This is a genomic window from Rhodanobacter sp. FW104-R8, from assembly GCF_001617365.1.
Lineage (GTDB): Bacteria > Pseudomonadota > Gammaproteobacteria > Xanthomonadales > Rhodanobacteraceae > Rhodanobacter.
In genome coordinates, this window is the sequence record NZ_LVJR01000021.1 from 1 (window position 1) to 15503 (window position 15503).

The 15503-nt window shown below is 67.8% G+C and carries 15 protein-coding genes; 2 read left to right on the forward strand and 13 right to left on the reverse strand.

From position 1 onward, the window contains the following. Window positions 1-148: 148 nt before the first annotated feature. Window positions 149-1132 carry an aldo/keto reductase gene (locus RHOFW104R8_RS05565; protein WP_068095775.1) on the reverse strand — a complete coding sequence of 328 codons (984 nt, stop codon included), beginning with the start codon at window positions 1130-1132 and terminating at the stop codon, window positions 149-151. Between the two features lie 115 nt (window positions 1133-1247). On the opposite strand from RHOFW104R8_RS05565, the gene RHOFW104R8_RS05570 reads away from it, so the two are divergent. Next, entirely contained in the window at window positions 1248-2141 is an 894-nt protein-coding gene (locus tag RHOFW104R8_RS05570; RefSeq protein ID WP_068095778.1) for a LysR family transcriptional regulator, read from the forward strand. A 43-nt stretch (window positions 2142-2184) separates the two neighbouring features. Here RHOFW104R8_RS05570 and RHOFW104R8_RS05575 read toward each other — a convergent pair whose 3' ends face one another. Beyond that, complete coding sequence (locus RHOFW104R8_RS05575) at window positions 2185-3390, reverse strand: serine hydrolase (protein WP_068095781.1); 1206 nt, start codon at window positions 3388-3390, stop codon at window positions 2185-2187. A gap of 281 nt (window positions 3391-3671) precedes the next feature. Here RHOFW104R8_RS05575 and RHOFW104R8_RS05580 point away from each other — a divergent pair, with 281 nt between their 5' ends. After that, window positions 3672-4175, forward strand: a complete 504-nt coding sequence (locus tag RHOFW104R8_RS05580) for a PepSY domain-containing protein (RefSeq protein ID WP_068095783.1) — start codon at window positions 3672-3674, stop codon at window positions 4173-4175. A 280-nt stretch (window positions 4176-4455) separates the two neighbouring features. Here the strand turns inward: RHOFW104R8_RS05580 and fabV are convergent, their stop codons facing one another. The 11 genes from fabV to RHOFW104R8_RS05635 all read right to left on the reverse strand — a co-directional run bounded on the left by fabV (window position 4456) and on the right by RHOFW104R8_RS05635 (window position 15468). Further along, window positions 4456-5658 (reverse strand): enoyl-ACP reductase FabV, encoded by a 1203-nt coding sequence (gene fabV, locus RHOFW104R8_RS05585; protein WP_068095784.1) that lies wholly within the window; start codon window positions 5656-5658, stop codon window positions 4456-4458. 177 nt (window positions 5659-5835) lie between these two features. Further along, window positions 5836-6558, reverse strand: coding sequence for a copper homeostasis protein CutC (locus RHOFW104R8_RS05590; protein WP_068095787.1), 723 nt, complete (start codon window positions 6556-6558; stop codon window positions 5836-5838). Window positions 6559-6570: 12 nt separating this feature from the next. Beyond that, the gene (locus RHOFW104R8_RS05595) at window positions 6571-7620 is read right to left on the reverse strand and encodes a N(4)-(beta-N-acetylglucosaminyl)-L-asparaginase (RefSeq protein WP_068095823.1); all 1050 of its coding nucleotides are present in this window, start codon (window positions 7618-7620) and stop codon (window positions 6571-6573) included. Window positions 7621-7703: 83 nt separating this feature from the next. After that, window positions 7704-7907, reverse strand: coding sequence for a cold-shock protein (locus RHOFW104R8_RS05600; protein ID WP_008434829.1), 204 nt, complete (start codon window positions 7905-7907; stop codon window positions 7704-7706). A gap of 159 nt (window positions 7908-8066) precedes the next feature. Further along, window positions 8067-8828: an S-methyl-5'-thioinosine phosphorylase gene (locus RHOFW104R8_RS05605; RefSeq protein ID WP_068095789.1), complete on the reverse strand. Its 762-nt coding sequence runs from the start codon at window positions 8826-8828 to the stop codon at window positions 8067-8069. Window positions 8829-9070: 242 nt separating this feature from the next. After that, window positions 9071-9634, reverse strand: coding sequence for a hypoxanthine-guanine phosphoribosyltransferase (locus RHOFW104R8_RS05610; RefSeq protein ID WP_068095791.1), 564 nt, complete (start codon window positions 9632-9634; stop codon window positions 9071-9073). Beyond that, window positions 9631-10647 carry a beta-N-acetylhexosaminidase gene (gene nagZ, locus RHOFW104R8_RS05615; protein ID WP_068095794.1) on the reverse strand — a complete coding sequence of 339 codons (1017 nt, stop codon included), beginning with the start codon at window positions 10645-10647 and terminating at the stop codon, window positions 9631-9633. Before nagZ ends, RHOFW104R8_RS05610 begins: the two co-directional genes overlap by 4 nt. Continuing rightward, the gene (locus RHOFW104R8_RS05620; RefSeq protein WP_068095795.1) at window positions 10641-11162 is read right to left on the reverse strand and encodes a CYTH domain-containing protein; all 522 of its coding nucleotides are present in this window, start codon (window positions 11160-11162) and stop codon (window positions 10641-10643) included. Before RHOFW104R8_RS05620 ends, nagZ begins: the two co-directional genes overlap by 7 nt. Window positions 11163-11321: 159 nt before the next feature. Further along, window positions 11322-12659, reverse strand: coding sequence for a 23S rRNA (uracil(1939)-C(5))-methyltransferase RlmD (rlmD, locus tag RHOFW104R8_RS05625; protein WP_068095796.1), 1338 nt, complete (start codon window positions 12657-12659; stop codon window positions 11322-11324). 143 nt (window positions 12660-12802) lie between these two features. Further along, window positions 12803-13405 (reverse strand): YdbL family protein, encoded by a 603-nt coding sequence (locus RHOFW104R8_RS05630; protein WP_068095797.1) that lies wholly within the window; start codon window positions 13403-13405, stop codon window positions 12803-12805. Window positions 13406-13446: 41 nt separating this feature from the next. Then, a complete protein-coding gene (locus tag RHOFW104R8_RS05635) occupies window positions 13447-15468 on the reverse strand; it encodes a hypothetical protein (RefSeq protein WP_068095825.1) in 2022 nt (673 codons plus the stop codon). Window positions 15469-15503 lie beyond the last annotated feature (35 nt).

Consider the following 15503-nt stretch of genomic DNA (forward strand, 5'->3'; position numbering starts at 1 on the left):
TTCGGCGTCCTCAAGTCCGGCAAACCGTTCGACCCAATCCTTCATGGGGCTTGATCTCGATAACAGTATCTACGAAGCAAGAGCCATCGCGCACGACCGAAGGGAGTCCCTTGTGTACAGGGTGCTCTCCTTAAAAAAAACCGCGATTTCACTTGCCCACGCGTGCAGCCAGGTGTGCCGGGTAGCGGTCGCCCTGCACCCGGATCTGCGCCAGCGCCTCTTCGATTTGCCGAAGCTCGTCGGCGCCCAGCACGATGTCCGCCGCGCCGATGTTCTCCTTGAGGCGTGACAACTTGGTGGTGCCCGGGATCGGCACGATCCACGGCTGCTGCGCCAGCAGCCATGCCAGCGCGATCTGCGCCGGCGTCGCCTGCTTGCCGGCGGCGATGCGGCCAAGCAGCTCGACCAGCGACTGGTTCGCCTGGCGCGCCTGCGGCGAGAAGCGCGGCACGATGTTGCGGAAGTCGTCCTTGGCGAACGAAGTGCTCGCGTCGATCTTGCCGGTGAGGAAGCCCTTGCCGAGCGGGCTGAACGGCACGAAGCCGATGCCCAGCTCCGCGCAGGTCGGCAGCACCTCCTGCTCCGGCTCGCGCCACCACAGCGAGTATTCGCTTTGCAGCGCGGCGACCGGCTGCACGGCGTGGGCCCGCCGGATCGACTGCACGCCGGCTTCGGAGAGGCCGAAGTGTTTCACCTTGCCTTCGGCGATCAGCTCCCTGACCGTGCCGGCCACGTCCTCCATCGGCACCTGCGGATCGACCCGGTGCTGGTAGAACAGGTCGATGCGGTCGGTCTTCAGCCGCTTGAGCGCCGCCTCGGCCACCTCGCGGATGCGCGCCGGCCGGCTGTCCATGCCCGCCGACACATTGCCGTCCTTGAAGCCGAACTTGGTGGCGATCACCACCTGGTCACGGATCGGCGCCAGCGCCTCGCTCACCAGTTCCTCATTGGTGAACGGGCCATAGGCCTCGGCGGTATCGAAAAAGGTCACGCCATTGGCGAAGGCCTCGCGGATCAGCGTGATCGCCTCCTGTTTGCCCGGACCCGGGCCATAGCCATAGTTCAGGCCCATGCAGCCGAAGCCGAGGGCGGAGACGGTGAGGCCGCTGCGGCCGAGGGTGCGCGTTTGCATGGTCAGCTCCGGTGGAGAGTGGAATGCGGACAGTGTGAGCGCGCCGGCTTGTCTTGATTAGGCCCCGTAATCCGAATGCACTTATGATCGACATTCATCAATCGGTCGTCGGCACATGGCGCGCGAAAACTACAACGACCTGCAGGCCTTCCTCGCTGTGGCGCGGGAGCGCAGCTTCACGCGTGCCGCCGCGCAGCTCGGCGTGTCGCCCTCGGCGCTCAGCCACACCATCCGCGCCCTGGAAGCGCGGCTCGGCCTGCGCCTGCTCACCCGCACCACGCGCAACGTCGCCCCCACCGAAGCGGGCGAGCGGCTGATCAAGGCACTGACGCCGAACTTCGAGGACATCGACACGGCCCTCGCCGGCCTCAGCGAACTGCGCGACAAGCCCAGCGGCACCATCCGCATCACCACCGGCGAACACGCCGCCAGCACCATCCTGTGGCCGGTGTTGCGCAAGCTGCTGCCGGACTACCCGGACATCCGCATCGAGGTGATCAGCGATTCCAGCCTCACCGACATCGTGGCCGAGCGCTTCGACGCCGGCATCCGCCTCGGCGAACAGGTAGCCCGGGACATGATCGCCGTACCCATCGGCCCGCCGATGCGCATGGCCGTGGTCGGCTCGCCGGACTACCTGGCCTCGCGCCCCAAGGTCAAGACACCGCGCGACCTCACCGGCCACGACTGCATCAACCTCCGCTTCCTCACCCACGGTGGCCTGTACGCCTGGGAGTTCGAGAAGAAAGGCCGCCCCCTGAACGTGCGTGTGGAAGGCCGGCTGATCTTCAACAACACCCGCCACATCATTACCGCGGCACGCGACGGCTTCGGCCTGGCCTGCGTGCCCGAGGACATGGTGCGGACCGACATCGCGGACGGCAGCCTGCAGCGCCTGCTCGCCGACTGGTGCCCGCCCTTCCCCGGCTACCACCTCTACTACCCGAGCCGGCGGCAACCTTCGCCGGCGTTTTCGCTGTTGGTGGACGCGTTGCGGAAGCGGGGCTGATACCTGCCCGGCACGCCGCGAATGGTTTCGGCGCCTTCCCGATTCAGTGCGTCGCCGGCTGCCGTTCCGCATCCACCGCACGCTTGATGGCTGCCACAAACTCGCGCCGCGCGGCGACCAGCGCCTTGGACGTGGCATGCGGCCAGGCACCCACCTGGGCAATCACCAGCTGGCGCGCGGGATCGACGTAGACCATCTGACCAAAGATACCGATCGCCGCATAGCTGCCGTCGATATCCGTCCACCACAGATAGCCGTAGCCGCGGTCGGGCGCATCGACGCTGGCCTGACTGCGCACCGCGCCTTGCAACCAGGCTGCAGCAATCACCGGCTTGCCGTCGATGCGGCCACCGTCAAGCATGAACTGCCCGATGCGCGCGTAGTCGCCCAGTGTGGCCGACAGGCCGCTGCCGCCGGTGTCGCTGCCATCGCATTCGTCCTTGATCCAGTACGCATCGGCGGCCATACCGTACGGCTGCCAGATAGTCTGCGACAGGTAGGCAGCCAGCGAACGGCGCGTGGCACGCTGCACCAGGATGCCGAGCAGGTCGGTTTCCGCGGTGTTGTAGTTCCAGTGCGTGCCGGCGGGCCATTGCCGCGGCTGTTTCTTCAGGTACGACAGCACATGCGCCTGGCCGTCGACACAGGCGCCGAGATACATCTGCGCCACATCCGACTTGGCATCGGCGTAGTCCTCGTTCCAGTGCACGCCGGAGGTCATCGTCAGCAACTGCTGCACCGTGACATCGGCGTAAGCGCTGTCGCGCAGTTCCGGGATGTACGTGCCCAGCGTGTCGTCAAGGCTGCGGATGTCGCCCCGCTGCAGCGCGATCCCGAGCAAGGTGGAGGTGACCGACTTGGCCACCGAAAACGACTCCCAGCGCTGCTCCGGCCCGAAGCCCAACGCATAACGCTGCAAACGGATGCGACCACGCTGCAACACCATCACCCCGGCGATGTGGTGCTCGTCCATGTAACTGGTCAACCACGCCGACCCACCCTGCCCGCCCAACGCCAGCGTCTGGCCCTGCGGCAACTCGTGGACATGCGTGCCGTGCGCCGCACGGTCACTGGGAAACAACTTGCCCATCCGCCGGAACTGCGCCTCGCGCTGCGCCTGCGGCCAGAACAGCACCACCTCGCGTTGCTCGCCGATGGTCGGGGCGCGCTGCTCGCTGGCTGCCAACGGCAGCGAGATGGTCAGGCAGAGTGCGGCGGCGAGCAGGCGGAGGCAGATGGCTGAATACATGGCGAAGCGTGCCGGACGTGGTTGCGGAGCCATCATTTTACCGATCATTGTCGGAATGAAGGCCGGTCGTTGTCGGAAAGGGCACGATTCGTACCCGGCTAAAATCCGGCTCACCAAGTGCTTTCCGACTCTGGCCCCGCCTTCACGCCCTCGTTCCGGACACGGTGGTCCCATTAGTGATCCATGAGCCGGCGCTGAGTATCAGCTCGTTGGTTCACTGGTTCGAGCGGCGCCCGCGCAAGCCGGCGACGCCATGTTGTACAACTCCAAAGGAGCTCTCGATGATCAAGCGCATGCTTCCCCTACTGATCGGACTGTCGGTTTGCAGTGTCGCCCTCGCGCAGGATCCAACTGCCACCACTCAGTCGGCGACAACGACCACCCGGACCACCACCACGGCTTCCACCTGGACCACGCAACCGCCAACCGGCGCGTTGAGCGAGGATGCCATCAAAACCGCGATCGCCAACGCCGGCTACAAAGAGGTCAAGGGCTTGAAGTTCAAGGACGGCGTATGGCGCAGCAAGGCCCGCGGCGGCAACAAGCAATGGGTCGAGCTCGCCGTGGGACCGGTGAACGGCAAGGTTTACGTCAACGACGCACCGTCCAAACTCAACAAGGACGAGGTCACGGCCAAACTGACTGCGGCCGGCTACGAGAACGTCCATGACGTGGAGTACAAGCACGGCCTGTGGAGCGCTGACGCCAGGACCAAGAGCGGCAGTGACGTCGACCTGCTGGTCGATCCGGACGATGGCAGCGTGGTAGCCAAGTCACGCGATTGACGCGTTGCGCTTGCGATGGTCACAGAAGCCCGGTGCGCAACGCATCGGGCTTTTCGGTGATGTCCACCGTCGAAAGCGGAGTGTATCTAGCCATCCTTGGAATAGAGTTTTCAGCGATTCGGCTGAAGCGTTGAGACCGATCGTGCTCAAGTCAAGTTCGTTTGGCCGCGCTTCAACTAGTCCCGACCACTGATCACGCAGATTGGTTACCGCTGCTATGGCCTGTTCCATTGCTGTCTCTCCCCTGAGATGAAAAGCACCGTATTGCTATTAGCGGCTCTCAAATTTCCAAACAATCAAACCGCCGATCCGCCTCCACCTCGGCGTCATAGTCCACATCCGCCCGATCAAACCCGAACAGCTGCAAGAACTCGTGCTTGTAGCCGACGTAGTCGGTGATCTGCTTGAGGTTTTCGGTGGTGACGGTGGGCCAGAGGGTTTTGCAGGGGATCTGCACGTCGTCGCGCAGTTCCCAGTCGTCCAGGCGCAAGCGGCCTTCGTCGTCGGTGGGTGCGGGGGCGCCGTCGGCGCGGTAGAGGCGGTCGTGGAACAGGCGGTTGGCCTGTTCGATCGGGCCTTCGTGGATGCCTTTCTCCTTCATGATCTTGAAGGCGATGGACACGTACAGTGGGATCACCGGGATGGCGGCGCTGGCCTGGGTGACCACGGACTTCATCACGCCGACGTAGGCGTCGAGGCCGGGGTGGCGGCTGCGCAGTTGCTTGGCGGTGTTGTCCAGGTGCTGCTTGGCCTGACCCAGGGTGCCGTGCCAGTACATCGGCCAGGTGATCTCGGTGCCGATGTAGCTGTAGGCGACGGTCTTGGCGTGCTCGGCCAGCACGCCGGCCTTGCTCAGCGCGTCGATCCACAGCGCCCAGTCCTCGCCGCCCATCACGGTGACGGTGTCCTTGATTTCCTGCTCGGTGGCCGGCTCGACGGTGGCCTCGATCACGGTGTCCTTGTTGGTGTCGACCGAGGTGTTGGTGAACGGCTGGCCGATGGTCTTGAGCGCCGAGCGCACCACTTCGCCGGTGTCCGGCAGCTTGCGCACGGGCGAGGCGAGCGAATAGACCACCAGGTCGATCGGGCCGCCCATTTCGTTCTTGATGATCTCGATCGCGCGCGCGCGCGTTTCGTTGGCGAACGCGTCGCCGTTGATCGACTTGCTGTACAGGCCGGCCTGCTTGGCGGCCTTGTCGAACGCGGCGGAGTTGTACCAGCCGGCGGTGCCGGTTTTCTCCGCGCTGCTGGGCTTCTCGAAGAACACGCCGAGCGTGGCGGCGCCGTAGCCGAACGCGGCGGTGATGCGCGAGGCCAGGCCGTAGCCGGTGGAGGCGCCGATCACCAGCACGCGCTTCGGGCCTTTGCCTGCCGCATGGCCCGCGGCCTGGGTGACCTTGATCTGGTCGATCACGTTGTGCTCGCAACCGACCGGGTGGGCGGTGATGCAGATGAATCCGCGGACTTTGGGCTTGATGATCACTCGGGTGGCTCCTGCTGGTATTCGGCTGCCGGTATCAGGCATTCCGCCATATTAACCAAGCGGGGCGGCCATGCGCTGCCGTAGGGAACGACGCCCGAGACTTCCCCGTAGGAGCCCGCTGGCGGGCGATGCCTTCCCCGGATGCCAAAGACAAGAGCATCGCCCGCCAGCGGGCTCCTACATCGCGTGCAAGGCAGTCGCTAGCGCGCGGACGCGTGCGACATCGCTGCGCAGCTCGCCGCCTTCCATCTCCGACGACACGGCCCGCGCGCGCCGCATGCCGGATGGCAACCGGCACTTGGCGGACGCATGGAACTCGCGGGCACCGGTAGTGGCGGCCAGGGCCGCGACGTTCTGCGCGGTGACGCCCGCACCGGGCATCACCGCCAGGCGCCCGCCGGCCTGCGCCACCAGTTCGCGGATCAGCGCGGCGCCCTCTACGGCGCTGGCCCGCGCACCCGAGGTCAGCACGCGCTCACAGCCCAGCGCGACGATGTCCTCCAGCGCGCGCACCGGGTCGCGGCTCATGTCGAAGGCGCGGTGGAAGGTTACGCCCAGTTTGCCGGCGGCGGCGACCAGGGTGCAGCAACGCGCCATGTCCACGTCGCCATCGGCGTCGAGCACGCCGAACACCACGCCGTCGCAGCCCAGCGCCACGCAGGTTTCGATGTCCCGCTGCATCGCCTCGCATTCCAGCTCGCTGTAGAGGAAGTCGCCGGCACGCGGGCGGATCAGCACGTACAGCGGAATGCGCAGGCGTTCGCGGGCCAGCGCGATCTGCGCATGCGACGGCGTGAGGCCGCCCAGTTCCAGCGCGGTGCAGAGTTCGACCCGCCCCGCCCCGCCTTCCTGGGCGGCCAGCGCGGAGGCGACCGAGTTGGCGGCGATCTCAAGCATCATGGGCAAGCGGGATCATGAATAGCTCGTCGTGTAGACGCTTTGCGACGGGACCAGGGCGTCCTGCTTTTTCGCATCGCACACGGCATAGGAGAAGCCGTGCTGGATGGCGTAGGCGCCAACCTCGCCCTCGCGGTTCATCGCCAGGAAGCCGACCTGCAAGGTCTTGGAGGCTTCGCGGCGCTTCTTGACGATGCGCATCACCGCCTCCTTGCAGGCCTCGTGCGGCGAGCGGCCCTGGCGCATCAGTTCGACCACCAGGAAGCTGCCGGCATTGCGGATCACCTCCTCGCCCACGCCGGTGGAAGTGGCGCCGCCGACCTCGCCATCCACGTACAGGCCGGCGCCGATGATCGGGCTGTCGCCGACGCGGCCGCGCATTTTCCACGCCATGCCGCTGGTGGTGCAGGCGCCGGCCAGCTTTCCGTGCGCATCCAGCGCGAGCATCCCGATGGTGTCGTGGTTGTTGGCGCCGCCGGGCATGCCGGTGGTACCGCCCTTGCCGTAGTCATGCACCTCGCTGTTGATCGACGGCTGGTACTTCGCCGTCTTCAGCCATTCGTGCCAGGCCTGCTCGGCCTCGGGCGTGAGCAGGTTCTGCTTCCTGAAGCCTTGCTCCAGCGCGAACTGCAGCGCGCCTTCGCCGACCAGCAGCACGTGCGGCGTGCGTTCCATCACGCGCCGTGCCACCGAGATCGGATGCTCGATGTATTCCAGGGCGGCCACCGCTCCGCAGTTGCCGTCGGCGTCCATGATGCTGGCGTCGAGGGTGACGTGGCCGTCGCGGTCCGGGTAACCGCCCTTGCCCACGCTGTGGTTCTTCAGGTCCGACTCGGGCACCTGCACGCCGGACTCCACCGCGTCCAGCGCGTGGCCGCCCTTGCCCAGGATCGCCCAGGCCGCCTGGTTGGCGGCGATGCCGAAATCCCAGGTCGAGACGACCCGCACGTTCGACGTTTTCGGGAGCCGGGCCGCCGGCCATGCGGCCAGCCGGTCGCCCCACGCGAACATCGAAGCCGAAGCCCCCAGCAGGGAGGCCTTGAGGAAACGCCTGCGGTCGGTCACCAGCATTCTCCTGATCCGGAAATAAAGAAACCCCGCACAGGATGCGGGGTCTCGTTCGTGCTTTACAACGTTGGCCTGGAAGATCAGGCGGCTTCGACTGCCGATGCCTGGGCGCCCTTGGGGCCCTGGGTCACTTCGAACTGCACGCGCTGGCCTTCCTGCAGGCTGCGGAAGCCCTTGGAATTGATCGCCGAAAAATGGACGAACACGTCCTCCCCGCCGTCCTCAGGCGCGATGAAACCGAAACCTTTGGCATCGTTGAACCATTTGACCGTACCGAAACGCATTGCGTGAACCTCTGGATCCATGGAATGGGTGCGCCAGGATCTGCGCTGAACCACTGTTCTCCCCCTCGGTTCGCCGCCCTGGCCGGAGAAAAGTAACAATATGTGAAGGCCGAGTGCAATACGAAAATATCCGGGCAGTGCACGAATTCGCCATGCCGCTCAGCTTTGCAGCATCGCGGCGAGGATGCGCGGCACCTCGGCGGTGGCCGCCGCCAGGTGGGCGAAGATCTCCTCGATGCTGATCTCCGCTTCGTCGCCGCAGCCGGCGGCGAAATTGGCGACCAGCGCCAGGCAGGCGTATTCCAGCCCCAGCTCGCGCGCCAGCGCCGCCTCGGGCATGCCGGTCATGCCGACCAGGTCGCAGCCGTCGCGCTTCAGCCGGGCGATCTCGGCGCGGGTTTCCAGCCGCGGCCCCTGGGTGGCGCCGTAGCAGCCGCCGCCGACCACCTCGACGTTCGCCGCGCGCGCCGCCGCCAGCAGTTGCAGGCGCAGCGCCTCGGTATACGGCTCGCTGAAGTCGATGTGCTTCACCTCGGCGCCCTCCACGTCGCAATAGCTGGTGGTGCGGCCGTGGGTGTAGTCGATCAGCTGGTCGGGCACCACGATCACCCGCGGCCCCATGTCGCCGCGGATGCCGCCCACGGCGTTGACTCCCACCACCCGGCGCGCGCCCAGGCTGTGCAGCGCCCACAGGTTGGCGCGGTAGTTGACCCGGTGCGGCGGCAGCGTGTGGCTCTCGCCGTGGCGGGCCAGGAAGGCCACGCGCCGGCCGGCGAAATCGCCGAGCACCACGTCGCCGGACGCCGCGCCGTAAGGCGTATCCACTGCATGCCGCGCGGCATTCTCCAGGCCCGGAAACTGGTACAGGCCGCTGCCGCCGATGACGGCGAGGTCGATGGGGGCGTGGTCAGGATGAGGCATCGTGGTGATCCGTCTGCAGATGATGGACAAAGACGTAGGAGCGCACCCTGTCCACAAGGGACTTCCTTCGGTCATGCGCGGTGCTCTAGCTTCGTAGGGCGGGCACTGCCCGCCGCTCTTGGCCGTGCGCGTTGTCGAAAAGCATGGCGGGCGCTGCCCGCCCTACGAAGCTGTGATCCATGGAGATATTACGGACGCCGACTGATGCAGAGCGCGGGACCGGCTGGACGAATCCCGAATCCCTATTCCCCGCCCCCGGCTTTCAAAGCATAGATCGCCGGCAGGTTGCGGCCCTGTTCGTAATAATCCATGCCATAGCCGAACACGTAGCGGTCCGGCAGCTCGACGCCGTTGAAGTCGGAGGCGATGCCCTCGACCAGGCGGTCGTGCCGCTTGGTGCACAGGCTGGCGATCAGCACGCGCTTCGCACCGCGCCGGTAGCAGTCGTCGCGGACCGCCTTCAGCGTGTGGCCTTCGTCGAGGATGTCGTCGACCAGCAGCACCGTGCGGCCGGCCAGCGGCACCGCCGGCTCGCGCAGCCAGTGCAGCTCGCTGCCGCTGGTGACGCCGCGGTAGCGGGTGGCGTGCACGTAGTCGAACTCCAGGTCGGTGCGGATCGCCAGCGCGAGCTGGCCGGCGAAGATCAGCGCGCCGTTCATCACGGTGAGGAACACCGCGCGCTCACCGTCCAGCGTGGCGTCGATGCGCCGGCCGATGTCGGCGATCGCGCTTTCCAGGGTACCGCGCTCGTACAGCAGTTCGGCCTGCGCCAGCGCGTCGGCCAGCAATGGAGTGGGAGTGGTCATGCGGTTCCTCGGTCGGCGTGCAGGGCCGTGATGCGCGCGACGAAGCGGTCGCGCTGGGGGTTGTCGGTGAGGCTGTCCCAGCTGGCGCCGATGGCGCCGCGCAGGGCGGCCAGTCGCGGCGGCACCGGTGCGGCGGCAGCAGGCAGTGCGGCGATCGCCTCGTCCACCACCTCGGGGAAGCAGGCCAGCACCAGGTCGCAGCCGGCGTCCAGGTGCGCGCGCACCCGTTCGCCCACGCCGCCGGCGGCGCCGGCGGCGGCCATGCTGATGTCGTCGCTGACCACGGCGCCGGCGAAACCCAGCTCGCCGCGCAGCACCTGCCCGATCCACACCTTGGAGTAGCCGGCCGGCCGGCTGTCCACCGCCGGATAGGTGACGTGCGCCATCATCACCGCCTCCACCCGCGCCTCGATGCATTCGGCAAACGGCAGCAGGTCGTCGCGGCGGATCGCGTCCAGGCCGCGCGGGTCGATCGCCGCCGCCTTGTGCGTGTCGACGGCCACCGAGCCGTGCCCCGGGAAATGCTTGAGCACCGCCGCCATGCCGGCCAGGTGCATGCCGCGCACGTAGGCCTGGGCCAGCTCGGCGGTCACCGCCGGATCGGGGTGGAACGCGCGCAGGCCGATCGCCGCGTTGCCGCGGGCCAGGTCCACCACCGGCGCGAAGCTGAAATCGACGCCGCTGGCGCGCAGCTCGCTGGCCATCACCCAGGCGTGCTCCTCGGCCAGGCGCACCGCTTCGCCGGGGTCGCGGTCATGCACCGCGCCGATCGCCGCCAAGGGCGGCAACCGGGTGAAGCCGTCGCGGAAGCGCTGCACCGGGCCGCCTTCCTGGTCCACCGCGATCAGCAGCTCCTCGCCGCCGGCCTCGCGGATCGCCTCGCATAGCGCGATCAGCTGTTCGCGCGAGGCGTAGTTGCGCGCGAACAACAGCACGCCGGCCACGCCGGGCGCGGCGAGCCAGCGCTTCTCGCGTTCGGCCAGTTCCAGCGCGGCCACGCCGATCATCAGCATGCGGCATCCCCGGCGGTGTGTTCCGCCGGCGACCATTGCCGGTACGGGTGCGCGATCAGGTTGACGTTGTAGTAGTGCGCCAGCGTGCTCACCTCGCGGCCCAGCCACGGCGGCCGCGGGAACGGCGCGTCGACGGCCGGCAGCTCGACCTCGGCGACGACCAGCCCGCGGTTGTCGCCGGCGAATTCGTCGATCTCGAACAGCGTGCTGTCGACCCGCACGTAATGGCGCGTCTTCTCCAGCACGCCGTCGCACAGCGTGGCCAGCAGGATCCTGGCGTCGTCGAGCAGGATCGGGTACTCGAACTCGGCCCGCTCGATACCGAGCCTCGCGGCCTTGATGTTGAGCCACCCGCGCTCGCCGGCGAGGCGCACGCGCACCGAGGCGTGTGCGTGTCCCTCGCGCAATGCCCGCGCACCCACCAGATAGCCCTGCGCGATCGGCTCGCTGCGTTCGACGGCGGCGCGCCAGCCATCGTTGGCCAACAGGAATTTGCGTTCGATTTCGATGGCCATAAAAGTCAGGAGCGGGCGGAGAGGAGTGAGCAGTGAGAGAGAGCAAAAACAAGAGCGTCAGGCATGCACTGCCTCGCCCGAATCGACACGGCAACGGCGTGAAGGATCATGCACTGACTTTCTCTCACTTCTCACTCCTCTTCACTCTCTCCTCGCTCCTCAGCGCTCGAACAACGCGATCGATTCGACATGCGAAGTGTGCGGGAACATGTCCATCACCCCGGCCGAGGCCAGCGTGAAGCCATGCCGGTCGACCAGGATGCCGGCGTCGCGCGCCAGCGAGGCGGGGTGGCACGAAACGTAGACAATGCGACGGGTCTGCTTGTGCGGCAGGTATTCCAGCAGCTTGTCCGCGCCGGCGCGCGGCGGGTCGAGCAGCAGCTTGTCCCACGGCACTCGCGCCCAGTCGGCGGCACGCTGGTCCTCGAACAGGTTCGCCACGTGGAAGCGTGCGTTGGCGATGCCGTTGCGCGCGGCGTTCTGCGCCGCCCGTTCGACCAGGCCATGCTCGCCTTCCACACCGACCACCTCGGCCACGCGGCGGGCGATCGGCAGGGTGAAGTTGCCGAGACCGCAGAACAGATCCAGCACGCGGTCGGCCGGTTGCGGGTCGAGCAGTTCCAGCGCACGCGCCATCATCCGCTGGTTCATGCCGGCGTTGACCTGCACGAAGTCCAGCGGCTGGAACTCCAGCTCGACGTCGGCGAAGCGCGCGTCGCCGCTGGCGATGCGGAAGGCCAGCCGCGGATTTTCTGGCCACAGCGGATGCACGCTGCTGGTGCCGCCCGGCTGCAGGAAGATCGCGAAACCGTGCTGCCGGCCGAACGCGGTCAGCGCGGCCAGGTCGCGTTCGCCCAGCGGCTGCATGTGGCGGAACACCAGCGCCATGGTGTCGTCGCCGGCGGCGAACTCGATCTGCGGGATGTCGTTGACCGCCTCCATCCCGCCGAGCAGGTCGGCAAGCAGGCCGACCTTGGGGCCCAGCGCCGGGTGCATCACCTCGCACTGCTGGATCTCGGTGACGAAGCGCGGGTTCTGTTCCTCGCGGAAGCCCACCAGCACGCGGCCCTTCTTCGCCACGTTGCGCACCGATAGCCGACCCTTGCGCCGGTAGCCCCACGGCTCGGCGGTGAGCGGCGGCAGCCATGCCTGCGGCGTGACCTTGCCGATGCGCTCGAAATTTTCCGCCAGCACGCGCTGCTTGGCCTCGATCTGCGCGGCGGCATCCAGGTGCTGCAGCGAGCAGCCGCTGCATTGCGCGAAATGCCGGCAGCGCGGCTCTACCCGGTGCGGCGAGGGAGTGATGACTTCGGTGACGTCGGCCTCGTCGAAATGGCGATGGCGCTTGCGCAGGCGGGCCAGCACGTGCTCGCCCAGCAAGGCGCCGCTGACGAACACCGCCTTGCCGTCGACCCGGGCCACGCCTCGGCCATCATGGCCGAGGTCGGTGATGTGGGCTTCGAAAGGTGTTTGGGAAACTGAGTTGGATCGGGACATGAGGCGTAAACAAATGGGGCCGCACCGGCCGACTTTCGATTATCACAGATCGGCCCGGACGACGCCCGTAGGAGCGCACCCTGCGCGCGATGGCTCTTCGTGACGTGACGAAAAGCCAGCGCGCACAGGGTGCGCTCCTGCATTTATTTCTTCTGCCAGGCGCCGGAGGCATCCTGGTAGTACCAGCCCGCGTGCGCCTTCTCGATCCAGCTCTTGGCGAACGTGGCGCGGATCTGCGCCTCCCATTCCGGATGGTTGTTGGCATTGGCGACCTCGCGATACAGCGCGGCGCGGTCGCGGTTCTCGTCGGCCACCGTGGTATTGGCCTGCGCGCGCTGGCTCAGCGGCACCTTGGCGGCATCGCGCATCGCCACCATGCCGTCGCGGGTGAAGCCCACCGCGCCGCTGTCCAGCAGCTCGCCCAGCGCGCCCTGGAAACGGCCCTGCATGCGCTGGCTGATCGCCTCGGTGGCGCTGGTCTGGATGCGGATGTCCGGCGTGTCGGCGGCGTGCGCGGCCGGCACCAGCAGATCGAGCAGCATCGCCGAGGGCTGGCCGCCCGGCGCGGCCGGCTTGGACTGCTTCGGCGCCGGCGCGGGATGGGACCCCGCATTGTCCAGCACCTTGCCGATGAACTGGTCGGCGGCCTTCTGTGCCGCCGCCTCGGGGAAGTACACGTTGATGGTGACGCAGCCGACCAGCGCCACGGCCAGTGCGGTCAGGACGACGTAGACGAGCTTGCGCATGACGTTACTCCCGGTTTGACGACGAGGATCAAGGGCGGCGCTCAGCGAACTTCCGGGGCCGCCCCGTGCACGGCTTCCTGCAGGCGCCGCACCAGGGTCGGCCAGTCGACCCTGGTCTGGTGACCGATCACCTGCAGCCGCGGCAAGCCGCTGCCTTCGACCATAGTGTAACCGTCATCGGTGGTGTCCAGCCCGCCCATCTGGCATACCGCGCCCTGCAACGTGCAATCGAGGCCGATGCGCTTGTAGCCGAAGGTCTTGAACAGTTTCAGCATGGCGCCCTGCAGGCCCGCGGCGATGCCGCCGCCGCCGACCGCGGTGAGGTTGTTCACGGCGCGCTGGCTGATCCGTCCGCCCTGGCCGGCGCGCAGGCTGGCCTCGAACGCGACCGGGCTCCAGTTGACCAGCCGCAGGTTCCGGATCGAACCGTCCAGCGGCCCGGTGATGCTGCCGAAATCAAACACGCTGGTGATCGCCGCCAGATCCATCTGCTGCATCACGATGTCGCCGGTCAGCACCGGATTCGCCCCAAACGGATGCTGCAGCGAGAGCCGGGTGATGTCGACGAAGCCGCCGAACAGGTTGGCCGACAGCCCGCCCTGCAGCTCGAAGCCGTCGTCGATCCAGCGTAGCGACGGCACTGCGCCGCCGAGCGTGCCGGGGAACGCCGGCCAGCCCATCGCCTGGCTGAAGGCGCCCATGTCCACCCCGGTCAGCGCCAGCGACGCCGCGAGCCGCTGGCCTTTCGCCGCGGCCGGGCGCCAGTCCAGCTCGCCGATCCGCAACTGGCCCTGCAGCACCGGCATCTGCAGCGGCTGCAGCAGGCCGAGCGTGCCGTTGCGGCTGCGCCATTGCGCCTGCGCGGCACCGAAGGGAACGCGGTAGAACTGCAGGCGGCGCCAGCCGAGCGTGCTGGCCGGGCGCTCGCCGTCGGCCACCCAGTCCAGCCCGCCCTGCAGGCCGTCGATCGCCAGATGGCCGTCCGCATCGGCCAGGTCCAGGCCATCGGTATTGAACGCAAAGCTGTGCGGACCATCCGGGCGCAGGTCCAGGCTGCCGTTCAACTGGCCGCGGATGCGCATGTTGCGCAGGCCCAGCGTGCCGAGCCAGGCCTCGCCGTAGCGCTGGTAGGCGGCGGGAAAACTGGCGTGCAGGCGTTCCAGCCGCAGCGTCCTCAAGCCACCCTTGGCGTCGAAGGCCAGCGCGCCGTCGAGCTGCAGTGCGTCGGCGTCGTTCAGCCGCAGCCGGCTCAGTTCGATCGCCCCGTTCTGCGCGCTGGCGTGCAGGGCGAGTTGCACCGGATGATCCGGCAGCTTCGCGTAGAGCGGCCCGAGCAGCAGCTCGCCGCCGTGCAGGCTGGCGTCCAGTTCGACCCGGGCGGGGCCGCCGGTGGTATCGAGGCTGTAGCGCCCGGTGCCGCCCAGTCCCTGCCCGGCCATGGTGCCGCTCGGCGTGTCGAAACCAACGCCGCGCAGGGTGAACTGGCCGGACGATTGCAGGCCGGGATTGCGCAGGTCCAGCGCCAGCTCGGCATCCAGCCGTCCGCCGGTGGGGCGGCCCGACCACACCGTGCCGAGCAGGCCCTGCAGCCATCCGGCGGGAAGGTTGTAGAGGTTGATCTGCGCGTGGGTCGGCTGGTCCAGCGGCAGCGCGCTGCGGACATGCGTCTTGCCCTGCCGGATGTCGACCTGCAGCGTGTTGGCCGCTTCGCTGAGCAGCACGTTCACGTGGGCGTCGGCGAGCGCGCCGCCGGGGGCCCCGGCCAGGCGCACGTTGCCGTCCATGATCCAGCGCAGCCGGGCATCCCGCTGCAGGTTGCCATCGAGGTTCAGGGCAAGCCGCCGCCAGCCCATCGCCGGCACGTCCGCCTGCTCCGCGCTCAACTGCAGGCGCAGGCCGCCGGCCGCATCCTCGCCAAGCCGGACGCTCACCCCCTGCAGGCGCAGGCCGGGTACGCTGACCGACTTCGCGGTCAGCACCACGTCCGCCCGCGCAGGCAGCGCCCAGCCGAGGCCCAGCAGCAGGCAGCAAAGCAGCAACAGGTGGCTTGAGTTTGGGCGCATGTAGCGCCATTCTGCCAAATCAAGCTGAACGACAC

Excerpts from the sequence above, each read along its gene's own strand:
- RHOFW104R8_RS05565 (WP_068095775.1), bottom strand. The coding sequence starts at position 1,132 with ATGCAAACGCGCACCCTCGGCCGCAGCGGCCTCACCGTCTCCGCCCTC.
- RHOFW104R8_RS05570 (WP_068095778.1), top strand. The coding sequence starts at position 1,248 with ATGGCGCGCGAAAACTACAACGACCTGCAGGCCTTCCTCGCTGTGGCG.
- RHOFW104R8_RS05575 (WP_068095781.1), bottom strand. The coding sequence starts at position 3,390 with ATGTATTCAGCCATCTGCCTCCGCCTGCTCGCCGCCGCACTCTGCCTG.
- RHOFW104R8_RS05580 (WP_068095783.1), top strand. The coding sequence starts at position 3,672 with ATGATCAAGCGCATGCTTCCCCTACTGATCGGACTGTCGGTTTGCAGT.
- RHOFW104R8_RS05590 (WP_068095787.1), bottom strand. The coding sequence starts at position 6,558 with ATGATGCTTGAGATCGCCGCCAACTCGGTCGCCTCCGCGCTGGCCGCC.
- RHOFW104R8_RS05600 (WP_008434829.1), bottom strand. The coding sequence starts at position 7,907 with ATGCGTTTCGGTACGGTCAAATGGTTCAACGATGCCAAAGGTTTCGGT.
- RHOFW104R8_RS05605 (WP_068095789.1), bottom strand. The coding sequence starts at position 8,828 with ATGCCTCATCCTGACCACGCCCCCATCGACCTCGCCGTCATCGGCGGC.
- RHOFW104R8_RS05610 (WP_068095791.1), bottom strand. The coding sequence starts at position 9,634 with ATGACCACTCCCACTCCATTGCTGGCCGACGCGCTGGCGCAGGCCGAA.
- nagZ (WP_068095794.1), bottom strand. The coding sequence starts at position 10,647 with ATGCTGATGATCGGCGTGGCCGCGCTGGAACTGGCCGAACGCGAGAAG.
- RHOFW104R8_RS05620 (WP_068095795.1), bottom strand. The coding sequence starts at position 11,162 with ATGGCCATCGAAATCGAACGCAAATTCCTGTTGGCCAACGATGGCTGG.
- rlmD (WP_068095796.1), bottom strand. The coding sequence starts at position 12,659 with ATGTCCCGATCCAACTCAGTTTCCCAAACACCTTTCGAAGCCCACATC.
- RHOFW104R8_RS05630 (WP_068095797.1), bottom strand. The coding sequence starts at position 13,405 with ATGCGCAAGCTCGTCTACGTCGTCCTGACCGCACTGGCCGTGGCGCTG.
- RHOFW104R8_RS05635 (WP_068095825.1), bottom strand. The coding sequence starts at position 15,468 with ATGCGCCCAAACTCAAGCCACCTGTTGCTGCTTTGCTGCCTGCTGCTG.